Source organism: Leuconostoc garlicum, from assembly GCF_001998805.1.
Classification (GTDB): domain Bacteria; phylum Bacillota; class Bacilli; order Lactobacillales; family Lactobacillaceae; genus Leuconostoc; species Leuconostoc lactis.
Genome location: NZ_CP016329.1, coordinates 1,112,086 through 1,134,952, shown reverse-complemented (window position 1 = coordinate 1,134,952; position 22,867 = coordinate 1,112,086). Strand labels below are relative to the sequence as shown.

Sequence of the window (22,867 nt, the reverse complement as noted above, 5' to 3'; positions counted from 1 at the left end):
CGTTAACGCTTGTCCTTTTTGAATTAGAGTATGATAAATATAGCATGAATGCCCGCAAAAATATACCTCTAATCAAGATAAACGACACGCATTTTCTCATTTAGTCAGCATCAGGAACAATTAAGCCAAGATCATTCAATTGCTTACCGTCCACACGTGTTGGTGCTTCAGTCATTGGTTCAGTTGCGCGTGAATTCTTAGGGAAGGCAATCACTTCACGAATGTTATCTTGGCCTGCAAGTAACATGGCCAAACGATCCAAACCAAGCGCAATACCGCCCATTGGTGGGAAACCATATTCCATACCCTCTAACAAGAAGCCAAAGGCTTCATGCGCTGCTTCTGGTGTAAAGCCAAGTGCCTTAAGCATCTTTTCTTGTACATCCATGCGATGAATACGGATTGACCCTGAACCTAATTCGTACCCATTTAAGACCAAGTCGTAACTTTGTGCATGGGCTTGGTGCGGATCTTCACCCTCATCAAGATAGTGCAAATCTGCCTCATTTGGCATGGTAAATGGATGGTGCGCGGCAATCCAGCGATCAAATTCTTCAGAGTATTCAAACAATGGCCAATCCACGATCCAAGCAAAGGCCCAGGGATTGTCTTGATCAATCAAATTTAAATCTTGCGCTGTTTGACGACGTAGGTAATCTAAGGTTGCCGCGACAACATCCGCACGGCCAGCACCAAACAACAACAAGTCGCCTTCTTTGGCGCCAGTGGCTGCAAGCAACGCATCAGCTTCAGGGAAGAACTTGGCGATTGGGCCAGAAATACCATCAGCGGTTACCTTTAACCAAGCTAAGCCCTTTGCGCCAAAGCGTTCAATATATTGCGCAAGCTTGTCAATATCTTTACGGGAGTAGTGCGCCGCACCACCAGGAACGGCAATCGCTTTGACCACGCCACCATCTTTGACTGCATTCGCAAAGACACCAAATTCAGAATCCTTGACCGTTTCAGACAAGTCCTTAAGTTCGTAAGGAATACGCAAATCAGGCTTATCCGTCCCAAAACGCGTCATTGCTTCTTCCCAAGTAAGTGTTTGAATTGCGGCAGTGTCTAGATCATAACCGATGACATCATGCATCATCGTCTTCACCCACTCATTCACTAAGGCCCGGATTTCATCAGCCGACATGAATGATGTTTCTAAGTCCATTTGCGTAAATTCTGGTTGACGATCACCACGCAAGTCTTCATCACGGAAGGCCCGCGCAATTTGGAAATAACGATCAAAACCAGCGCCCATCAACAATTGCTTAAACAATTGTGGTGATTGTGGCAAGGCATAAAATGAACCGGGGAAAATACGTGAAGGCACTAAGTAATCACGTGCGCCTTCTGGTGTTGACTTGGCCAAAATTGGCGTTTCAATATTGATGAAATCATTGTCATCCATAAATTTCATCGCGCTTGACATGATCTTTGAGCGAATACGAAGATTCTTTTGCATTTCTGGTCGACGTAAGTCCAAATAACGGTATTGCAACTTCAATTCTTCGTTAGCGTTCACACCATCTTCAATATAAAATGGTGGTGTCTTTGATGTAGCTAAGATTTCTGCCTCTGTAACATCAATTTCCACTTTACCCGAATGAATCTTATTGTTCACTTGGCTCGCTTCACGGTCAATAACTGTTCCTGTCACAGCAATCACGTATTCATTGCGCATGGCTTCTGCCACGGCCAACGCGGCTGGATGGGTCGCGTTAAATGTGAGTTGCACAATCCCTTCACGATCACGCAAGTCAACGAAAATCAAGTCACCAAAATCACGGCGCTTTTGTACCCAACCTGATAGTGTCACAGTTTGGCCAAGATACTTTTCATCAATTAAGCCGGCATATGGTGTTCGCTTCATTGTTCTTCATCTCCTTCTGCATCAATAATTGTTGGCAAATCTGTATAAAGATCAGCTAATTTCACTGTTTGTTGCTGACCAGTTGCCATATTTTTAATCTTTGCTACGTGATCCGCTAATTCTTGTTCACCAATCGTGACCACGTACTTGCTTTGGTAACGATCAGCTGATTTAAATTGGGCTTTCGCTGAGCGCCCCAAGTAATCACGTTCCGCGACGTAACCAAAACCACGAATGGCTTGCACAATTTGCATGGCTGCCACTTCTGTGTCATCACCAATATTGACAACATAAAAGTCTAGCCCTTCAGGTTCAACTGGCTTTAAACCTTTGGCCTCAAGAAGACTCACCAACCGTTCCACGCCAATCCCAAAGCCAACACCAGGCGTTTCCGGCCCACCGAATTCTGATACAAGGCCAGAATAACGGCCGCCACCAGCAATGGTTGCTGCCCCTTTTAAGGTGTCATCCACCGTCATGATTTCAAAAATGGTATCGTTATAATAATCCAAACCACGCACCATTGTCGGATCAACTTCAAATGGAATATCAAGCGCAGTCAACAGTGCTTGGACTTTTTCCCAGTGTGCTTTTGCATCATCAGAAAGATAATCCAAAATTACTGGTGCATCCGCAACAAAGACTTGATCACGGGGATCTTTAGAATCCAAGACACGCAATGGATTCTTTTCTAAACGCGCTTGTGAATCAGCGGATAGTTCATCAAAGTGGGGCTTCAAATAATCAATCAAAGCCTGACGATAAGCGTCACGGGTTGCCTTATCTCCTAAGGAATTAATGGCAACCTTCAAGTTATCCAAGCCAAGAGTTTGGAAAAAATTGATCAGCATCGCAATGATTTCAACATCAAGCGCTGGTGATGATGAGCCAAAGGCTTCTGCCCCAATTTGGTGGAATTGACGGAAACGACCAGCTTGTGGGCGTTCATAACGAAACATTGGGCCAATGTAAAAGGCTTTATACGGCTTGTCAAATTCTGGGCCATAAAGCTTATTTTCCACAAAGGCACGCACGATGCCGGCTGTGCCTTCCGGCCGCAAGGCCACATGGCGATCACCCTTATCGTGGAAATCATACATTTCTTTCGTCACCACATCAGAAGTATCCCCTGCTGAACGCGAAAAGACTTCAAAGTTTTCAAAAAGTGGTGTCCGCACCTCTTTAAAATTGTAATCGCCAAACAAAACGCGGGCTAGATTTTCAACATATTGCCATTGGGCCGTTTGTTCTGGTAACAAATCAGCTGTGCCTTTGGGGCGTTGGAAAGTTGCTTTTGCCATTTTCATTCACACGTTGTGCGACGCTTAAATTGTCGACAACGCCTACTCCTTTTATTTTTTACATTAAACCTCAAAAGCGCCCTTAACGACTAATCGTTAAGGGCGCTTTTGCACGGTACCACCTTAAATATTGACAGTACTGACTGTCACTTTGACTGCTTATCGCGCAACCACGCACTGTCTTGAACAACAGCGACCTCCAAGGTGTCACCAATCACGTCATTGTTTTGCTTACATCACCCGCAAAATTTCTAAAGGTCCAAACTGTGATTTTTCCAATTCATCGGCTTTAATATATAACCTAATCATATCGGGTCACTGCTTTAAAGTCAAGCAGTTATTTATCCATTAAAGCCGCAATGTTTTCAAGCGTCACATCTGCAGTTGTTGCAAAATTCAAGTCTGCTGCTGACAACACATTTGGATCACCAATACCCAATGATATTGCGCCAGCGGCGTTAATCGCTTCAATACCAGAAGTTGAATCTTCTAAGCCAATCGTTTGTTCTGGTGGCAATGATAAAATTTCAGCCGACCGCACAAAGATTTCTGGATCTGGCTTACCCTTAGCAAGCGTTGCTGGATCAACAATCCCAACAAAATCATCTATCAAACCGAGGTGTTCAAGAATAAGTGGCGCATTCTTAGATGCTGAAGCAATGGCGAGTTGATACCCTGCTGCTTTAGCATTGGTAATGAAGGCCTTCATCCCCGGTAAAATATCAGCTTCTGTCAGTGTAGCAATCAATGTTTGATAGTTGCGGTTCTTTTCGTCAGCCAAAACTGCTTTTTCCGCGTCACTATAAGCATCGCCCTGCCCACTGGCTTCTAAAATCAGTTGGAGAGAATCCATCCGGCTAATCCCCTTGAGGCCTTCAGCCAATTCATCTGTCCAAGGTGTGCCAACTTTGTCAGCGACCTGTCGCCAAGCTTGACCATGGAACTTCGCCGTATCAGCGATCACACCATCTAGGTCAAAGAGGAAGCCCTTTATTTCTGAAAAATTAGTCATTTTTTGACTCCTTTAAATTAAATCATAAGTCACTTGATAGGTTTTCTTCACATTTGCCGGTAACACAATATCCCCAAAGTCTGGATGATTAACCGCGTCAGGTAAGGTTTGCATTTCAATCGCAACGGCTGTCATCTGATCACTATCCATCGCTGGATTGGTCGTAAAGACCACCACCCCGTTACGATCTGAATCAATGGCAAGCGCCACACCAGTCTTGGGCGAGCGTAAGATCACTGCCGGCCCTTGCCGATCATCAGCCAAGCGCCAAGCATCATCAAAGCGGGTGTCACCAATTGGTTTTAACGCTTCGAGGTCAAATTTAGTCCCAGTGTTTTCAACCAGTATTCCAGTTGGGATTTTAGCGTCATCAACTGCCACATGCTCACGCGCAGCAATTTGTAATTCATGCTGGCTCGCATCTTGCTGTCGCCCATCAAAGTTGAAATAAACATGGGTCATCGGATTGAATAATGTCGTTGCCGTTGATTGCCCACTGAATGTGATCGTCACACGATCAGCCTCATCCAGTGTATACGTTACTTCTGCCCGCAATTCGCCGGGAAATTCTGTCACAAACGTGTGAGTAAAATGCACCGCTACTTGGTGGGTATCTTGCGTCACGGATGCTTGCCAATTCACGCGATCAAACCCATTAATACCTGAGTGCAAAATGTTTGGGCCATCATTCGGTGTTAATTTGAACGCTTCACCGTCAAATTGATAGGCCACTTGCGATAAGCGACCACCCACTGGACCGATTGTATGCCCCACGTGGAAAGGTTGTCCCACATAGTCAGACAGCTGATCAAAATTAACCAGTAGTTCATGTGATTGACCAGCTTTAATCACGCGAAATGATTGCCAAGTCGCGCCATAGGTCAAAGCGGTCACCGCTGTTTGATTATCATTGACTAACGTGTACGCCGTTACTTCTTGACCATCTGGTAAATGGCCAAATACCTGCTCTTTTACTTGCATAACCCCTACCTTACTTCAAGTCAAATGTGTCACAACACGCTTACTTGTCTGACTTTGACAATGTCACTTCTTCTCCTGAAAGGTTAATTGTCAATGGGTCACCACTAATAAGTTGCACATTGGCACCAGTTTGGTCAACTGATACTTCCAAGACATGACCACGGAAGACCAAACGGAAGCTGTACTTGTCCCACTTCTTTGGCAAGAATGGCTTCAAGTGCAGTTGACCATCACGAACACGCATGCCAGCAAAGCCTTGGACAATCGCCAACCATGAACCTGTCATCGCTGTAATATGAAGGCCATCTTCTGTATCGTTGTTATAGTTATCCAAATCCAAACGGGCCGCACGCTCATACATTTCAACGGCCTTATCTGACATTTCAAGATCAGCAGCCAAAATGGCGTGAACAGATGGTGACAATGATGATTCATGCACTGTCAATGGTTCGTAGAATTCAAAGTTTTGACGCTTTTCATCTTCAGTAAAGGCATCTGGGAAGTAGAACATCGCATGCAATGTGTCTGATTGCTTAATATATGGTGAGCGCAAGATGCGATCCCATGACCAGTTTTGGTTAATTGGGCGAATATCTTGTGGCATATCAGCAATTGGTGTCAAATCCTTATCCAAGAACGTATCGTGTTGTTCAAAGATATGGTAGTCCTTGCCCTTCAGCGTGATATCTGCTTCTGGCAAATACATCTTAGCCACAATGTCTTGCCACTTTGCAAGTTCGTCAGCTGACACATTCAAACGTGCCTTTTGATCATCTGCAATGTCATCGTAGTTATCCAACGCATACTGCAAGACCCACTTGGCCATCCAGTTGGTGTAGAAGTTGTTGTTGACGTTGTTTTCGTATTCGTTTGGTCCCGTGACACCATGAATCATGTATTGGCCGTGACGTTCAGAATAGTGCACACGATCAGCCCAGAAGCGCGCAATGTTGTACAAAACTTGCGCCCCATCACCTGTCAACCATGAACGGTCGCCGGTAATGTTAGTGTAGTTATAAATTGCATAAGCAATCGTTGAATTACGGTGAATTTCTTCAAACGTAATTTCCCATTCGTTGTGTGATTCAATGCCATCAAAGGTTACCATTGGATACAAAGCACCTGCTAGGCCTTGTTCCTTAGCGTTATGGAAAGCACCATCAAGTTGATCAAAACGGTATTGCAACAATGATCGTGTCACTTCAGGTTCAGCAACCCCAAGGTAAACTGGGATGGCAAACGCTTCCGTATCCCAGTACGTTGCCCCACCATACTTTTCGCCAGTGAAGCCCTTTGGTCCAATGTTCAAGCGTGGATCGTTACCGTAGTAAGTTGAGAACAATTGGAAGAGATTGAAGCGAATACCTTGTTGGGCGGCATCGTCCCCTTCAATTTGAACATCGGCCTTTTCCCAACGGTTAGCCCATTCTTGGGTGTGTGCTGTATACAAGTCATCATAGCTTTGTCCTGCAATCGCTTGCGTGATTTCAGCACCTGCAGCGACCACGGCATCCAAATCCGCATAATCACGTGATGTTGTCACGACAACACGCTTTTCAAATGTCACTTCGCCAGCTGCTGGCACCGTCAACTCAAAGTGATCAGTCACTTCGGTTGCTGTTTGTGAGGTCGTTTGGTTGTCACCACCGACAAAGCTTTGACGCGCTACGACTGTAAATTGTGGCACACCAAATGGATTTTCAACCGTTTGTGTGGCAATAAATGAGGCGTCATTTTCATGACCAGCTGACAACACTTGCCAGAACTTTTCATCATAGTTTGAATCTTCATTGACAACATCTGCATCAATACTTGCGTCAAAGCGCACTTGATGGGCTTGACCATCCGCTGAGGCAAACGTGTAATGCAAGACGGCTAATTCCTTTTGTGCGACTGAAATCAAACGGGTTACCGTCACTTTGACACCAAATACCGTAAAGGTACGGTTTAAGACACCCTTTTGCATATCCAATGACAACTCAAAGTCTTGAACATCATTTTTCGCCAAGTCCACTTGTTGGCCATCGATATAGAAATCTGCTTTAACAAAATTCAAAGCATTAATTGCCTTACCGAAGTAGTGTGGATAACCATTCTTCCACCAACCAACACGTGTTTTGTCGGGGAACCAGACACCACCGATATAAATACCTTGGTGCGTATCACCTGAATACACTTCTTCAAACATGCCACGCATGCCCATATATTCATTTCCCAAACTGGTCATTGATTCCTGAAGACGCTTGTCTTGTGGATTCAATTCGTGGGTTGTGACTGTCCAGGGATTAACTTCAAAAATTCTTTTCATTTGTTTTATACCTCATTACGTTTATTATACATCAGCATTAACTGGGTTACTGTGGATTTCCTTAATAAAGGCAACACTTAGCGCACCAAGGAACATCAAGATACCAGATACCAAAATCATGACTGGGAAGCTTGAACCCAAAGCTGGGAACAATGCGAAGCTGGCAACTGAAGCCACAATTTGTGGCAAGCAGATTGAGCCGTTAAACAAGCCCAAGTATGTGCCCATGTGATCACCTGGCAACGCATTTGTCACCATGATGAATGGGTAAGTCATCATACCGGCCCATGAAATACCAATTAAGATAAATGACACAATCAACAAGTATTGTGAGTGGACAAAGAATACTGACGCAAAACCAATTGCGCCCAAGAAGAGTGACAAAGCATAACCTAGCTTGTTACGTGAAGCTGGAATCTTTGACAAAACAAGTGACCAAACGACGGCTGCAACCGCGTAAACAGCTGACATGATACCAAACCAGTTACCACCGTTTTGGTAACCTGCTGTTGTTGGATCAGTCGCATTGAAAATGTTATCAGCGACCGCACCAGTACCATAAGTCCAAAGGTATTGGAAAGCCATCCAGCAGAAGAATTGTGTGACTGTTACTGTCCAGAAAGTCTTTGGGGCACGCTTGAGCAAAGCGAAGAAATCACCATTACCATTTTCAGCTGTGTTCAAAGCATAACCATGGTAAAGTTCGTATGTGGCATCGTCATATTCTTTGACATTAAATACGGCGATCAATGAGAAGATAACCAACACAATGGCACCAACATAGAATGAAATGACAACAGAAGCAGGCACTTCACCCTTTGGCGCCGTGTTAGCAACACCAACTGCTGTCAGCAAGAATGGGAAGATTGTTGCTAAGACTGAACCCGTATTTGAGAGGAAACTCTGGATTGAGTATGCGTATGACTTCTGATCTTCGTTGACCATGTCACCAACAACCATTTTGAAGGGTTGCATTGCCACGTTAGAACTCAAATCCATGAACAAAATTGTAATGGCACCAAACCATAGACCAGCCGTTGTTGAGAAGCCGAAACTACCTGAGTTTGGCAACAAGAACATCACAACAACTGAGACCAATGCCCCGACCAATAGGTAAGGCATGCGGCGTCCAAAGCGCTTTGTCCATGTGCGGTCTGAGAAGTAACCCACAATTGGCTGAACAAAGAGTCCAGCAAGTGGTGGTAAGATAAAGAAGAATCCTAATTTTGTGGGGTCAGCCCCAAGTGTTTGAAAGATACGTCCCATTTGTGAACTCTGCAATGAGAACGCCATCTGTACGCCTAAGAAACCAAAACTCAACATCCAAATTGTGCTTAATGGCAAATTTGGTAGGCCTTGGCCTTTTTGCTTGTTAACCATAATCGTCTCCTTAAATAAAACATATAATATTGTAAGCGTTTACAGTTATTAGTATAAAACATAATGTAAAAAAATGAAACCGCTTTCGCGGTGTTAACGGTAACATGTTTTTTAGTGGCGCGTTGTGTCTCGAATAATCAAATCTGGCGCTAAACGCTGCATCCCTAGCTCCCCATTATTGAGTTGTAAAAACAAATTATCCACCAAAGCTTGCGCAATTTGTTCAAAGGGTTGTCGAATCGTCGTTAATTGTGGTGACGTAATTTGATCAATGAAGACGCCATCAAAACCGACCACCCCATACTTATCCGGTATGCCATGATTTCGTCCCAATGCTCGGACAACGCCCAAGGCAATCCGGTCGGTTGCACAAACAATGCCAGTGTTTTCTGGTAAATGTGGCATCAAATTATCAATCAACCGTTCGGCCTCATGCGAGTGATTAGCGACCGTATACACCCGCGATACGCGTTTATTCGCAGCCATGGTAGCTAAATAACCCTGTTCGCGTTCGCGCATAAATGGCAAATCAACCTGCATGCCAATGTATATAATTTTGTCATAACCGGCCTGAATCAAATGCTGGGTTGCTAGCGTTGTCCCGAGACGGTTATCACTATCCACAAAGGCCATATCATGATCAAGCGGTGATTCCCCATATAAGACAACTGGTACATTTAAGGCCTCTAAAGCGGCCAAATCTGCATGTCGCCAACCACTCACAATCACCCCATCAATTTGGTGATTGTCCTGAATTTTGGTACTAATTTGTAAGGTATAGCCTTTTTTATTTAAGAGATCAGCTAGTTGTAGTAATAAAATCGCATAGTTTGGTTCAACCGTCACGACATCTTCTAAGACTAGAAATTCAATCACGTAGTGCCGATTTGTCACCAGTGCTTGGGCCATCCGATTAGGTTGATAACCAACGGCTTCAATTGCTGCGCGGACGGCGTCTCGCACTTCTTTTGAAACTTTCTCCGGATGATTGATCACCCGACTCACTGTCATTTTAGAAACATGCGCACGATGTGCGACATCTGCTAAATTTGCCATGTTAACTCCTTTATGTTGCTTATGTTTCTCATTTTACCATGACCCGTCAAGTAAACGACTGCCCTATATTTCGCCGTTAGAATAAGGTATACTATTAGAGACACAAAAGGATGGAAAATATGGGACGTTATCAGATTGACTTTAAGCAAAAACAAGCCGATGCCAAATACAAGTCGGGACAACAAACACAATTAACAAAGGCTGAAAAAATTGCGGCCATCAAGGCAAAATTGACACAGCAAAAAAGCAAGTAATCCTTATTTAGGATTACTTGCTTTTTAAATGAATTTAATTGAAAAATTTGAAACGCTCTGCATCGCTCATCATGTCTTTTTCACTAGCAGCTGCTTCAATTGAGCCAAATGGCATCTGGGCGCGTAACCGCCAGTTGTCAGGAATATCAAAAGCCGCAGCGACTGCTTCATCAATCAACGGATTGTAGTGTTGCAATGATGCGCCTAATCCAGCTTCCGTCAACGCAAGCCAAGTGGCATATTCAGCCATGCCATGCCCTTGTTCTGACCAATCGTAGAAGTTTTCCGCATAAAGTGGAATTTGTTCTTCATACATCTTAACCACGTCGGTATCAGTATAGAATAATACTGTTCCGAAACCGGCCTTAAAGGCGTGGTTAATCTTAGCCAACGTTTGCTGATACGCTGCTTCATCTGGCACTTCTTGTTGTAATCGTTGCGCTGTCATATCCCACAACTTTTCATGGGCGTCACCCATCAAAACAACGGCACGAACCGATTGGTTGTTAAAGGATGTTGGTGACTACTTCACAGCTGACTTCACCAAATCATATAAGGCTTCAGGCGTTTGTGTAACTTGTCGTCCTAACGCATAGATTGAGCGACGTTTTGTTTGTAGATCCGTAAAAGACATGGTGTATGTTTTATAGTATGGCTAGACCATACTATTCCCCTTCCAACAAATTATCACTTTGTGATAGTTCTATCATACCAACTGACTTAAAATAAGTAAACAACGGCCACTTATAATACCAGTTGATAAGCCCAACGGATGTTGCGGTCTTCACCTTCTTGGATGTACACATGCCCTTGTTTTTGAAAACCATTACCAGTAATTACGGCTTGCATGGCAAAGTTTTCTGGATGCGTATCAATTCTAAAATCGCGTTGATTTTGTGCGTAAAAGTATGACAAAATTGCTGTCATAAAACGCTGGGCAAGTTTTTGACCACGGAATTCATTTGACATCGCAAAGCGATGTAGCGTGACATAGCATTTATCATCATTCTGCCATTGGCCAGCCTCGATTACACCATAAACTGGATCTTCTCCGACAATGACGGCCGCATAGCCAGCAATTGTTTCATCCACAACGAGCACATAACCTTGTTTTAACTCTAAATCGGTGGCAATTGTATCTTGATTGGGATACCCCATTTGCCATTGGTTAAGGCCTTGTTGCTTCAAATACTCTCGTCCATTATCGATGATTGCTTTGATGTCGTGCAAGTCATCTGCGTACGCTTGGCGCATGTATACTGCTGGCATATTTCCAAAGTATTCAGGGAATATTCTTTAACCCTCACGTTTATTCAACTCCATGGTCTGACTCATTCACGTCGTCATTGATTGCCCGAATACGTTTCCTCCATTTTGGTAGTTCATTCCAAATTAACACAGCTGCTTTGTCATAAAACTGACAAAACAGCTGAGTTAATCATTTAATTCTACCATGATAGCCAGCAAAAAAAAACAAGTTTATGCACCTTTAAACAGCTGTTGCGCGCGCCGAAGTAGCAAAGCTTTTCAAACGCGACATGGCGTCAACCAGCATGGCCATGCTCGCCGCATAACTGATGCGAATATAGCCTTCTCCACCAGGCCCAAAACCGGAACCCGCCACAACAGCAAGCCGTTCGCGAGCTACTAATTCATTGGCAAACACCACGTCATCTTGGCCTAAATCAGCTGGAATTTTAGCAAAAATATAAAAGGCACCGTTTGGGCGTACCATGTCAAAGCCAAGAGCCGTCAATTCAGTGACTAAAAAGTCACGCCGCGCCTGATAAGCCGCCTTCATACGCTGGGTGTCCGCCAAACTACGCGCACAATTGAAAGCTTCGGTCGCCGCGGCCATCGCCGGATTCGATGGGGTCATAATCACAAATCCGTGGACTTTATTAATCTGAGCAATTAACGCTGCTGGCCCAGCCAAAATCCCAATGCGATAACCCGTCATGGCGTGTGATTTGGACACGCCATTCACAACAATGGTTTGCTGCGATAAATAAGTCGCCATGGAGACGTGTTCCCCTTCGTATTGTAGTTCTGAATAAATTTCATCTGAAATCACCAAAACAGACGTTTCTTTTAGCACGTCCGCTAACGCCTGCATTTCTGCTGCCGTATAAGTCGCCCCCGTCGGATTCGATGGATTGGTTAGGAGTAAGACTTTGATGCGGGGATGCGTTGCTAACACCGCGCGCAAACGCTGGGGGGTTAAAATAAAATCATCCTGCGACACATCTACCAAGAGCGGTTCCCCACCATTCAAGTGTGTCATTTCGGCATATACTGGGTAAGCTGGTGTGGGAATTAACACCTCATCGCCTGGATTTAAGACCGCTGAGAGAATTGTAAACAGGCCCTCAGTGGCACCAACGGTTGTTAAAATTTCCGTGGTCGCGTTGTAATTTAATTGGTAGCGTTCAGCCAAAAATTTCTGAGCTGCCTGTCGCAAAGCCAGTGAGCCCGCAGAGACCGAATAATGAGAATCATCCGCTTCAATGGCAGCCACAGCGGCAGCTTTAATATGGTCTGGGACTGGAAAATCAGGTTCACCAATTGTTAACTTTAAGATATTTGGCAGATGACTGACTTGTTCACTAAAGGTGTGAATTGGACTAGGGACTACTTGTTGCAAACGATCAGAAAAAATGTTTGCTAGTGCAGGATTTGTTTCAACCATAGTTACGCCTCATTTCTTACATATTCAATATTGTTAACCATTCTACCAATATCATACGAAAAAACACGGGTGATCACGTAAAAATAAAAAAGCAAAATTTATGCAACTTGCACAAATTTTGCTTTATTTTTATTTGGCACGCTTGCCCCAATACTGGAAGTAATCGACGCGCAATGCCCCGTTGTAGAGCTTACGACGCTTCGTTGCTTTCTCACCATAAGCATTTTCAAAGTCTAAATCACTCGTTAAAATATACTTACTCCAACTTGGCAATTGGCGATAAACATCACCCATTTGCGCATATAGTTCACGCGCCGCATCTAATTCACCCAAGCGTTCACCGTATGGTGGGTTGGCTACAATTACGCCATTTTCTTTGTCTGTCGTCCAATCTTTGGCCGCCAGTTGCTTAAAGACAATATCTTGTCCAAGGCCAGCATGCTTCGCATTTTCAATCGCGATTTGTACCATATTTTCATCGATATCAAAGCCTTGAATATCCAATGTTCGGTCATAATCTGCTTGTGCTTCTGCTTCATCACGCACCGTCTCAGACAATGTCTTATCAAACCAATCCATTTGCTCAATATCAAAGTCACGAATTAAGCCAGGCGCAATATTTCGGCCAATCAAGGCGGCTTCAATTGCTAATGTTCCTGATCCCGTCGTTGGATCAACAAATGGTCGATCTGGATGCCAATTCGTCAACAAAACCAGCGCTGCAGCAAAGTTTTCCTTTAACGGCGCCCCACCTTTATTGACACGATAACCACGTTTAAACAATGATGGGCCCGTCGTATCCAATGTGACAATCACATGGTCCTTGTCGATCATGACTTCAAGCTGCGCAAAGTAGCCATTTTCAGGTAAACGTGTCCGAATATGGTACGCTTCTTGTAAGCGATTAACAATCGCCTTTTTCGTAATGGCTTGCACGTCTGGTACACTAAAGAGTTCAGACTTCTTAGACCGTCCGGCCACTGGGAATTCTGAATCGTAGTTCAGATAATCTTCCCATGGTAAAGCTTTGACGCCTTCAAATAAGTCATCAAATGTTGTCGCATCAAATTCACCAACGATGATTTTCACACGGTCAGCTGTTCGTAACCAAATATTAGCGTTTAAAATGTCACGCGCTGTGCCATCAAAACGGACACGATAATTTTCGACCTTTGGGTCATAACCCAAGCGTTCTAATTCTTTGCCGACTAATGACTCAAGACCTGCCGCAGCAGTCGCCATTAAATGATATGTTTTTTCCATTTGTTTTCCTTTATACTAATTAAGTCACAACACGTGACGATAGGTAGGTTTAATTGCACATGAAATTGATTGATTTAACACAACTCACACACTATATGTCCCCAAAAAGTCGTTTATATTGGCAAGATGCGTCGGCAATTTTACCAGTTGCCCAGGTTAAATTTGCCACATCTGGTCCCAATTTGATGATCGTGACCGGCCAGCATCCCATGACGTTATCCCAATTGCAAACGCGCCTGCAAGATATGAGCAGCGAAACACAATTATTTGCGCCAGATGGCCAACCAATTTTTGGGTTTCACTTACAGTTAGAACACCCCGTCCCACACATTATTTTAAAATAAATTGTCATATGTGTAGGTCACGCCACGCCGCTTTTGCTTTGCAATTTGCGCTTGGGTGGCTGTTTTAACGTTGTCTCGTTGCCAATTCACCAAAATTGTTTCAATATAACGTAAACTACGTGCATTATTGGCAACAGCTTCTTGAATGGCTAATAACATCAAGTCTGGTTCAAAATGATCTTGATCAAACCAATGGCCAACCGTCTGCATTTCCATCGGTGTCAATGGTCGACCAAATTCAGCCTCCAACGTTTGGAAAATCTCACGGCGCGTCGATTTCCCATCAGACATGATGGGCTGCACACTAATTTGTTGCCCTTGCAGCAATTTGGCAATCATCGGCGTGAAATCATACGTTTCTACTTGTTTCGTGGTCGCAGCAATCACCATCAGCTCACGCGTAATCAAACTTTTCAAGCGGGCAACCACGACATTTTCAGTCACGTGTAAAATTTGCGCTAAAATTTTAGGCGTCGCAGCATCCCCTTGGCTTTGGATACGTGTTACCTGTAAATATAAGGCTAAATCATCATTATCCATCCCAATTTCTTGGTAGTGTTGCAACAAATCATTACTAATCGCCGTTTGACCTGCTTGAATATATTGCTGTAATCGTTGATCTAATACCATCTGTCAACCTACTTTAATTCCAATACCGTTATAAAAACGTCCAAGTTAAGCTTGGACGTTTTTATCATCTACTTTAGTCTAACATGTTTTGATCGGAGACGCTGAACAAAAGCTGTCTTCGCCCTTTAAAAATTATGGTCGGATACGATTAGTCATTCGTGGGAACGGAATCGCTTCACGAATATGTTCTTCACCCGTGACAAATGTCACCATGCGTTCTAACCCTAAACCAAAGCCTGAGTGTGGCACTGAACCAAACTTACGCAAATCCAAATACCAGTTGTATTCCTCAAGGTCTAAGCCTTGTTCTTCAATGCGCATCTTCAAGTATTCGTAGTCAGTATCACGTTCTGACCCACCGATAATTTCCCCATAACCTTCTGGTGCCAATAAGTCGGCAGACACAACAACATCATCACGTGTTGCGTGACGCTTCATATAAAAGGCTTTGATTGCCTTTGGGAAATTGATAATAAAGACTGGCTTAGCAAAGTGATTAGCCAAGAATGTTTCTTCTGGTGACCCAAAGTCAACACCCCATTCAATATCAAAGCCATTGTCTTGCAACAACTTCACTGCATCATCATAACTGATACGTGGGTAAGGTAGCTCCGTGTAAGACGCCAACAATGCCTTGTCACGACCAAGAATATCAAGTTCTTGCTCATTGCGTTCCAAGACCTTTGAAATCAAGAATGAAATATAGCGTTCTTGCAATTCAAGACTCTCTTCTTGATGCATGAAGGCCATTTCTGGTTCGACCATCCAGAATTCTGTCAAATGACGACGTGTCTTTGACTTTTCTGCACGGAATGTTGGGCCAAAAGTAAAGACCTTACCAAAGGCCATGGCGCCTGCTTCAGCATACAATTGTCCTGTTTGTGACAAAAAGGCTGATTCGCCAAAGTAATCCGTTTCAAACAATTCTGTCGTCCCTTCTGGGGCAGAACCAGTCAAAAGTGGTGAATCCAACTTTGTAAAGCCTTCGTTGTTAAAGAATTCATACGTTGCGGCAATCAACGTATTCCGGATCTTCAATGTGGCAAATGGCTTCAAATGACGCAGGTAGAGGTGCCGTTCATCAAATAAGAAGTCTGTCCCGTGTTCTTTTGGCGTGATGGGATAATCATGGCTTTCACCAATCACTTCAATATCAGACACCGCCATTTCATAGCCAAATGATGATCGCGCATCTTCACGGATTTCACCTGTCACGTACAGACTTGTTTCTTGCTTTAACCCTTTAGCCAGTTCAAAAACTGATTCCGGCACATCTGCTTTGGCTACCACAGCTTGAAAGAATGCTGTCCCATCGCGTAATTGCAAAAAGGCCAACTTACCTGAACCGCGCTTTTGACGAAGCCAAGCCCCAATCTTGACCGTTTGGCCAACATAGTTTTTAGCATCGATAATTTGAATTGTGGGAATATCTTGTGACATGATCATATACACGTGGTTTGTTACCGCACCACCTGCTTCTCCTCTATTTTAATTAAATGTATTGTTGAAAAAATTCAGTTAAACGACGAACAGCTTCGTCCAAAACTGCTTGGTCTTTGGCATAGCCCATTCGCAAATAACCTGGCATCCCGAAACCTTCACCAGATGGCATGGCTACGCGTGCTTCTTTCAGGATTTTCATCGACAGCTCACTGGTATCAGCTACCCCAGCCGCCGTCAGTACTTGTGGCTCAACCTCTGGAAATAGGTAGAAAGCACCTTCGGGCTTGACGGTCACTTCAAGGCCTGGCACGCTGTTAAGGGCGTCGAACGTGGCGTTCAAGCGCTTCTCAAAGGCTTGTCGCATCACTTCAACAGATGATTGGTCACCTGTCAATGCCGCAATCGCCGCATATTGTGCAACTGCTGTTGGATTAGACGTCATGTGATCCAACAACTTGTTCATTGCGACAATCACCTCGGAACTGGCTAACGTCCAACCAATTCGCCAACCGGTCATTGCATAAGCTTTTGACACCCCATCAACGATAATCATCCGGCTATTTTCAAGCGGTTGAAGTTGCAAGCCTGACGTGAATGTTGCGCCGTTATAAACGAGCTGACCATAGATTTCATCCAAAATGACATACGTGTCATGTTCATTAGCCCAGGCCAAAATCGCTTGTAATTCGTCACGCGTATAAACTTGGCCGGTCGGATTGGTTGGCGAATTCACAATAATGGCCTTAACCGGTGTTGTCAACGCCGCAAGATCAGCGACTGTTAACTTCAAAGCGGCATTATCTGGCACAATTGTTTGCAATTGGCCGCCAGCTAGCTTAATTTGTTCAACATAGCTGACCCAAAGTGGTGCCGCTGCAACCACAACGTCGCCTGGATTTAAGAGCACCTGCATCAACGCATAAAGTGATAATTTAGCCCCAGTCGTCACCGTCACATTGTTACGGGCGATGGTGGCATCGTACCGTTGCTGTACGTGATCTACAATGGCCTGCTTTAAAGCATCTAACCCACTTGTTGGCGTATAAAAGCTGGTTTGATGAGCTTCAATCGCCGCAATCGCTGCTTGGGCAATGTGTTCAGGTGTTTGAAAATCTGATTCGCCAACACCCAAATTAATCACATCAATCCCATCGGCTTGCATGGCCTTGGCTAAACGACTCATTGCCAAGGTAGCGGCGGCTTCGACTGCTTGCGCTCTTTCCGAAATCATTTTTTCTCCTCGTTCCTATTACTTACAGGCCGTTAATAACCCGATAAGGTTTTCCAGTTTTAAAATCTAAGGTCAGGTAATTTAAAGCATTATTTTGCCCTTTATAACTGACTTCCCATACCAACGTTTTTTTGTACTCGCTGATATTTGCAGAATAAATTTTCTTTGGCTGATACGTTTTCAGCAATAATTGTCCTAATTGCTGATTGGTCATCCCATCTCGTCGATCATAAACCGTGACGCGCGAACTATTGCCATGGACAATGGCGACTTTTTCTTGACCACGAGCCGTTGTCCCAACAACCGCATAAGTCGTTCCTTTACGATAATCAGCACTAATTTGCTTAACCGTCGCGATGTCTGTTTTGGCCTTCACCAATTTTTGCAATCGCGCCTCATCTTGTCGCATCGGACTTAACGACACATAAAAGTAACCTAACGTAATGGCTGCCACGACAATTCCGATGCCCGCCCCGACAAACCAAATCCGCGCCCAATGAACGCGGGAACGGCGTTGACGTTGGCGGATTCGAATATCATCTTTAAATTGCATCATTTTGTTTAGTCCTCCAACGCATAGCTAGATTTATTATATCAAAAATCTGTCAAAATTTGGCCATACTGTGCCAGCAAATTATTTTTTAACACCACGTTGGCTTTGATGTCTGCTTGTGACTTAAAGCGATGGCGTTGCATGGCATTTAATTGTGTGACGAGTAATGCTTTCGGATGACGTTGCATTTCAGTTAATACCAAGGCGAGACGTGACACTGGTTGCCAAACTTCCCGTTCCGGTACAATCACAATGTTTGGTAACTCCTGATCGCGTAACCACATGGTTGACATGATTTTTGGTGTGACAATCAGAATGTTTTGCTGTTCGGTATGCCGTTGGCGCTGGATTTTTTCAAGTGAGCCGGTGACCCCTTCCGCAACGAGTCCGTAGTCAGTTGTCAAAACATGTTTTAACTTTTGATACCAATGATTCACCCGTTCACCATCTGGCACAATCATCATAATTTCACCCACGTTATGCTGTGTGAGCGCTTGTAAGTGCGTGACTGGCGAAGTGCGACCCATTTGAATCACAGTTACCGGTTGATTATCATGGTGAATAAAATCGCGTTCTGCCGTCATCTGCTCTGGCACCTCACGCAAAAAGGCACTCACCTGATTATCTAAGTATTCACTGACAACCAAAAGTTTATGGATATGCGCCAAAAAGTGTGTTTGATACGTGGTGGCGACTGGAACGAAGAATGTTCTCGTGAACTGCGTTTGCCCGTTTTCGTCGTGTTCTTGATCCTGCACCGTCACAAGCGGTTCTTGCTGCAAACGTTTGATGTTGGTCAGTTCATGCGGTAAGGTCGCCCATGATGCCGGGACAACGCCATGCTCGCCAATATCCAAAATCGTCATTAAACGCATGATGATCATTAATAAACGTTCTGCGCGCTTGAGTTGGGTGGTCACCTTATCGGTTTGCAAAATTTGCTTCACTAATTTCAAGGCTTCTGCCACACTTTGTTTGACAAACAAACGCTGCTTATGCGTGAGCCCCGCAACTTCTTGATGCATCAACCCTTTCAAGCTGTTTTTAATGTCTGTCAAATTCAACTGTGCCCGATAATGTGCTGATAATTCATCAACAAACGCACTCGGCGTTTCCATGACCACGACCGGCCATTTTGTACGCTCACGCGCTGCCAAAAGCGGTTGCGCCTGATTAAAGTAAGTTTCAAAATTCATCGTCAACACTTCAGCACGGTTGACCAAACGTTGCGCACGTTGATAGAAAATCCCCTGCTCATTGCCACGCAATGCATCTAGAATCGGCAAATTGGTAGCGCCGACTTGGATTTCGTTTAATAACCCAGTCTGTGTTTGCGTTAACCACACTAAAATGCGGGCTTTGAAGAATTGGGCTGGCGACGTGTCGTCAGCTGTTTTTAACAATTGGTTAAAACGTTCAACATCAATATACGCACTCGGATCATGCAAAATGGCTGCCGTAAAATGGACATCTAATAATTTAGCGATTTTCTCCACCAACGCTTGTTGCTGTTGCTGCAAACTGTCATCATTTGTCAACAACACGATTGGACGTGCTTGCGGATCAAAAATTAATGGGACCAAATAACCCAAAGTTTTGCCGATTTTCGGTGCAGTCAACACCGTTAATACGCCATCAGCTTTTTTAGTGAGGAACGCATAGACGCGATTCATTAAATCATTCTGGGCTTCGTTTTGGGTTAACCATTGCCCAAATTGCCGCTGCTTCTCTTGCGAAGACTGTGGATAGGCAGGCAACGTCGCTGGTGTCATTGGTGGCACGGGCTCTGGTTTCGTCACGGCGACTTGGGCCACAATGTCAAAATCAGTTTGTTGCCGTTTTGATTTGACCACCCGTAAAAAATCTTGTGTTTGTCTCAGGAGTGGCCACTGCCCAAATTGTAATTGCTGGAGAACAATAACGGGTAACTGTTCCGCCTTTTGCCATAGCTTCAAAAACAGTAAGGCCGTTGCTTGCGCATCAGCATTTGCCCGATGGGCGTTATTAAGCGTAATATTTAAAAATGTTGTCAAATCCAACAACCGATATCCTGGCGCTGTTGGCAACAAAATTTGTGCTAATTGAACCGTGTCAATGGCAGGATTGGTCAGCACTGGAAAGCCTGTCCGCGCTAACTCGTCGTTCAAATAAGGATAATCAAAATTAATATTATGCGCAATCAGCACAGTATCTTGTAACATGTTACGTAGAACTGGTGCGATTTCTTCAAAATAAGGCGCATCACGCACATCTTTTTCTGAAATATGCGTGAGTTGTTGAATGTTGCGATCAATTGATTGACCTGGATTCACAAAAGATTCAAAATGATCAACGATACGGCGATTTTTGATAAAAGTCATCCCAATTTGGATGATGCGCCCACCGCGAGCAACACTCTGTCCAGTTGTTTCTAAATCGACAACAACAAACGTTTTATTGGCGTTCATAGCAAACACCTTTCTCTGGAATTTAGTGATGAATTGCGTTGTTAACTTTGCCCTAATCAGGCAACACTACGACAAACTTAACAACGCAATTCATCTATCATTTTACACTATTTAGAAAAGTGCGGTACAATAGTAAAGGAAATTCGGAGAAAAATCATGATTAGTCAAATGCTTGGGGTGGGAATTGCCCATGCCAAAATTATTTTAGTCGGTGAACATGCCGTCGTTTATAACCAACCAGCTATTGCCATTCCATTAACAAACCTGACCGTGACGACAACAATTCGACCAGCCTTTAGCGGGCAAACAATTGAAAGTAGCACGTTTCACGGCGACCTCGATGAATTAGGCGCCAATGTGGAAGGCTTGCGTCAGCTCATCCTTAAATTACTGCAATCTTTAAATTTGGTTGATGCCCCTTTCACGCTAGAAATTGAAACAAATATTCCACAAGAACGTGGTTTCGGCGCGTCAGCGGCTTTTGCAACCTCGATCACAAAAGCCTTTTTCGATTACGTGAAGGCCCCCTTGTCACCTGAACAATTAAAACACTTTACCGATTTGGCGGAAGGGATTTCCCATGGCTCGGCCTCTGGTTTAGATGCCGCCACTGTCGGCTCTGACGACCCCATCTGGTTCGTCAAAAACGAGACCTTAACGGCTTTTAAAATGACCTTAACAGGGACACTTGTTGTCGCTGATACAGGCATTCATGGCCAAACGATGCACGCTGTTAATATCGTGAAAAGCAATTTGGATGATGATTATGACCTCACTTGGCAAAAAATTGTTCATTTGGGGCAAATTGCAGAAAAAGTGCGGGCTGATTTAACCCATAATCACCCCGAACACGTCGGTTTATTATTTACGGCGGCACATCACGAATTACAATCACTCGGTGTGTCACACCCTAAACTCGACAACCTTGTCAATGCTGCCCTACATGCTGGCGCACTCGGTGCTAAGCTGACCGGTGCCGGTATTGGCGGCGCAATGTTTGCCCTAGCCAAAAATAACGATGATGCCATCACCATCGCCAACGCTCTGACAAAAGCAGGCGCACAAAACACTTGGATTCAACCATTATAAAAAGCATCCCAACGGGATGCTTTTTGCTATTTCAAAATCGTTTCAATTTGAGCAACTTCGTCATCAGTGAAAGTCATGTTATCACTAAAGGCTAAGTTATCTACCAGATGGTCAATCTTACTTGCCCCGATGACAACAGTGGCAACGCGACGGTCACGGAGTAACCAAGCTAATGCCATTTGTGACAATTTTTGACCACGGGCTTGCGCAATGGCGTTTAAGGCGTTTAACTTAGCAATCAAGGCCGCTTTACCGTCTTCAAACAAGAACGCATTCGTCCGGTGAATTGGGTAATCTTCCGGAATATCCTCTAAGTAACGATCCGTCAGCAAGCCTTCAGCTAGTGGCCCATAGGCAATCAAGCCAGCATGATTTTCATCCAATACGTCCAACAAACCATCATCAGCGGCCGTTTGATTTAACATGTTATAAGACACTTGGTTCCCAATAAATGGTGTGCCAAGTTCATCAAACAACTTCGCAATGGCGGCTGTTTGTTCAGCATTATAATTAGATACCCCGACATATAATGCCTTACCTTGCTTAACCAATAAGTCCATCGCATAAGCAGTTTCTTCTAAACGCGTGTTGGGATCCCAACGATGTGCATAGAAAATATCAACATAATCTAGTCCCATGCGTTGGAGACTTAAATCCAAGGCGGCCGTCAACGTCTTTTTACCGGAAAACTCACCCAATGGTCCAGGCCACATGTGATAACCCGCCTTAGTCGTGATAATCAGTTCATCACGATACGGCTTCAAATCACTGCGATAGACCTGACCAAAAGTTTCTTCCGCGGTACCGTTACTTGGGCCATAATTAGATGCATTATCAAAGCTAAAAATACCACTGTCAAATGCCTTCAACATCACTTTTCGAGAATTTTCAAGTGGCATTTGGTCACCCAAATTACGCCACAAGCCAAATGATACGACTGGTAAAATTAAGCCAGAATCACTCACCCGGCGGTAAGGTAATTTCTCATAACGTTGTTCATCTGCTGCATATACCAT

19 protein-coding genes and 1 pseudogene are annotated in these 22,867 nt (G+C 44.2%); 3 read left to right on the top strand and 17 right to left on the bottom strand.

All coding sequences use genetic code 11. The features are described 5' to 3' along the window. Nucleotides 1-100: 100 nt before the first annotated feature. From aspS to A9176_RS05750, 7 genes are all read right to left on the bottom strand, one after another. Nucleotides 101-1,870 (bottom strand): aspartate--tRNA ligase, encoded by a 1,770-nt coding sequence (gene aspS / locus A9176_RS05780; protein WP_077282534.1) that lies wholly within the window; start codon nt 1,868-1,870, stop codon nt 101-103. Continuing rightward, nucleotides 1,867-3,171, bottom strand: coding sequence for a histidine--tRNA ligase (hisS, locus tag A9176_RS05775; RefSeq protein WP_077283255.1), 1,305 nt, complete (start codon nt 3,169-3,171; stop codon nt 1,867-1,869). The genes aspS and hisS overlap by 4 nt, the downstream gene beginning before the upstream one ends. Nucleotides 3,172-3,508: 337 nt before the next feature. Beyond that, nucleotides 3,509-4,183 carry a beta-phosphoglucomutase gene (gene pgmB / locus A9176_RS05770; protein ID WP_077282532.1) on the bottom strand — a complete coding sequence of 225 codons (675 nt, stop codon included), beginning with the start codon at nt 4,181-4,183 and terminating at the stop codon, nt 3,509-3,511. Between the two features lie 12 nt (nt 4,184-4,195). Further along, complete coding sequence (locus tag A9176_RS05765) at nt 4,196-5,164, bottom strand: aldose epimerase family protein (RefSeq protein ID WP_077282530.1); 969 nt, start codon at nt 5,162-5,164, stop codon at nt 4,196-4,198. A gap of 40 nt (nt 5,165-5,204) precedes the next feature. Then, entirely contained in the window at nt 5,205-7,472 is a 2,268-nt protein-coding gene (locus A9176_RS05760) for a glycoside hydrolase family 65 protein (protein ID WP_077282528.1), read from the bottom strand. A gap of 24 nt (nt 7,473-7,496) precedes the next feature. Then, on the bottom strand, nt 7,497-8,852 hold the full coding sequence (locus tag A9176_RS05755; protein ID WP_077282526.1) for an SLC45 family MFS transporter: 1,356 nt from the start codon (nt 8,850-8,852) through the stop codon (nt 7,497-7,499). Nucleotides 8,853-8,963: 111 nt separating this feature from the next. Beyond that, nucleotides 8,964-9,908, bottom strand: coding sequence for a LacI family DNA-binding transcriptional regulator (locus A9176_RS05750; protein ID WP_077282524.1), 945 nt, complete (start codon nt 9,906-9,908; stop codon nt 8,964-8,966). A 119-nt stretch (nt 9,909-10,027) separates the two neighbouring features. On the opposite strand from A9176_RS05750, the gene A9176_RS08970 reads away from it, so the two are divergent. Then, the gene (locus A9176_RS08970) at nt 10,028-10,162 is read left to right on the top strand and encodes a hypothetical protein (RefSeq protein WP_257784547.1); all 135 of its coding nucleotides are present in this window, start codon (nt 10,028-10,030) and stop codon (nt 10,160-10,162) included. 34 nt (nt 10,163-10,196) lie between these two features. Here the strand turns inward: A9176_RS08970 and A9176_RS05745 are convergent. The 4 genes and pseudogenes from A9176_RS05745 to A9176_RS05730 form a co-directional block, all read right to left on the bottom strand. Beyond that, nucleotides 10,197-10,796: pseudogene (locus tag A9176_RS05745) on the bottom strand (nitroreductase family protein). Between the two features lie 110 nt (nt 10,797-10,906). After that, on the bottom strand, nt 10,907-11,431 hold the full coding sequence (locus A9176_RS05740) for a GNAT family N-acetyltransferase (RefSeq protein ID WP_181407071.1): 525 nt from the start codon (nt 11,429-11,431) through the stop codon (nt 10,907-10,909). A gap of 220 nt (nt 11,432-11,651) precedes the next feature. After that, a complete protein-coding gene (locus A9176_RS05735; RefSeq protein WP_077282522.1) occupies nt 11,652-12,851 on the bottom strand; it encodes an aminotransferase class I/II-fold pyridoxal phosphate-dependent enzyme in 1,200 nt (399 codons plus the stop codon). 129 nt (nt 12,852-12,980) lie between these two features. Continuing rightward, nucleotides 12,981-14,114: a THUMP domain-containing class I SAM-dependent RNA methyltransferase gene (locus A9176_RS05730; protein ID WP_029509241.1), complete on the bottom strand. Its 1,134-nt coding sequence runs from the start codon at nt 14,112-14,114 to the stop codon at nt 12,981-12,983. Nucleotides 14,115-14,173: 59 nt separating this feature from the next. Here A9176_RS05730 and A9176_RS05725 point away from each other — a divergent pair, with 59 nt between their 5' ends. After that, nucleotides 14,174-14,458 carry a hypothetical protein gene (locus tag A9176_RS05725; protein ID WP_010004533.1) on the top strand — a complete coding sequence of 95 codons (285 nt, stop codon included), beginning with the start codon at nt 14,174-14,176 and terminating at the stop codon, nt 14,456-14,458. On the opposite strand, the gene A9176_RS05720 is transcribed toward A9176_RS05725, so the two are convergent. From A9176_RS05720 to A9176_RS05700, 5 genes are all read right to left on the bottom strand, one after another. Then, nucleotides 14,450-15,088, bottom strand: coding sequence for a DnaD domain-containing protein (locus A9176_RS05720; RefSeq protein WP_010004532.1), 639 nt, complete (start codon nt 15,086-15,088; stop codon nt 14,450-14,452). The genes A9176_RS05725 and A9176_RS05720 overlap by 9 nt on opposite strands. A 132-nt stretch (nt 15,089-15,220) precedes the next feature. Continuing rightward, a complete protein-coding gene (gene asnS / locus A9176_RS05715) occupies nt 15,221-16,528 on the bottom strand; it encodes an asparagine--tRNA ligase (protein ID WP_048701901.1) in 1,308 nt (435 codons plus the stop codon). Between the two features lie 52 nt (nt 16,529-16,580). Next, nucleotides 16,581-17,762 carry a pyridoxal phosphate-dependent aminotransferase gene (locus A9176_RS05710; RefSeq protein WP_077282521.1) on the bottom strand — a complete coding sequence of 394 codons (1,182 nt, stop codon included), beginning with the start codon at nt 17,760-17,762 and terminating at the stop codon, nt 16,581-16,583. A gap of 22 nt (nt 17,763-17,784) precedes the next feature. Next, nucleotides 17,785-18,318, bottom strand: a complete 534-nt coding sequence (locus tag A9176_RS05705) for a hypothetical protein (protein ID WP_029509235.1) — start codon at nt 18,316-18,318, stop codon at nt 17,785-17,787. A gap of 38 nt (nt 18,319-18,356) precedes the next feature. Further along, the gene (locus tag A9176_RS05700; RefSeq protein WP_077282519.1) at nt 18,357-20,762 is read right to left on the bottom strand and encodes an exonuclease domain-containing protein; all 2,406 of its coding nucleotides are present in this window, start codon (nt 20,760-20,762) and stop codon (nt 18,357-18,359) included. Between the two features lie 156 nt (nt 20,763-20,918). Here A9176_RS05700 and mvk point away from each other — a divergent pair, with 156 nt between their 5' ends. Beyond that, on the top strand, nt 20,919-21,851 hold the full coding sequence (gene mvk, locus A9176_RS05695) for a mevalonate kinase (RefSeq protein ID WP_077282517.1): 933 nt from the start codon (nt 20,919-20,921) through the stop codon (nt 21,849-21,851). Between the two features lie 26 nt (nt 21,852-21,877). On the opposite strand, the gene A9176_RS05690 is transcribed toward mvk, so the two are convergent. Continuing rightward, nucleotides 21,878-22,867: an aldo/keto reductase gene (locus tag A9176_RS05690; protein ID WP_029509232.1), complete on the bottom strand. Its 990-nt coding sequence runs from the start codon at nt 22,865-22,867 to the stop codon at nt 21,878-21,880.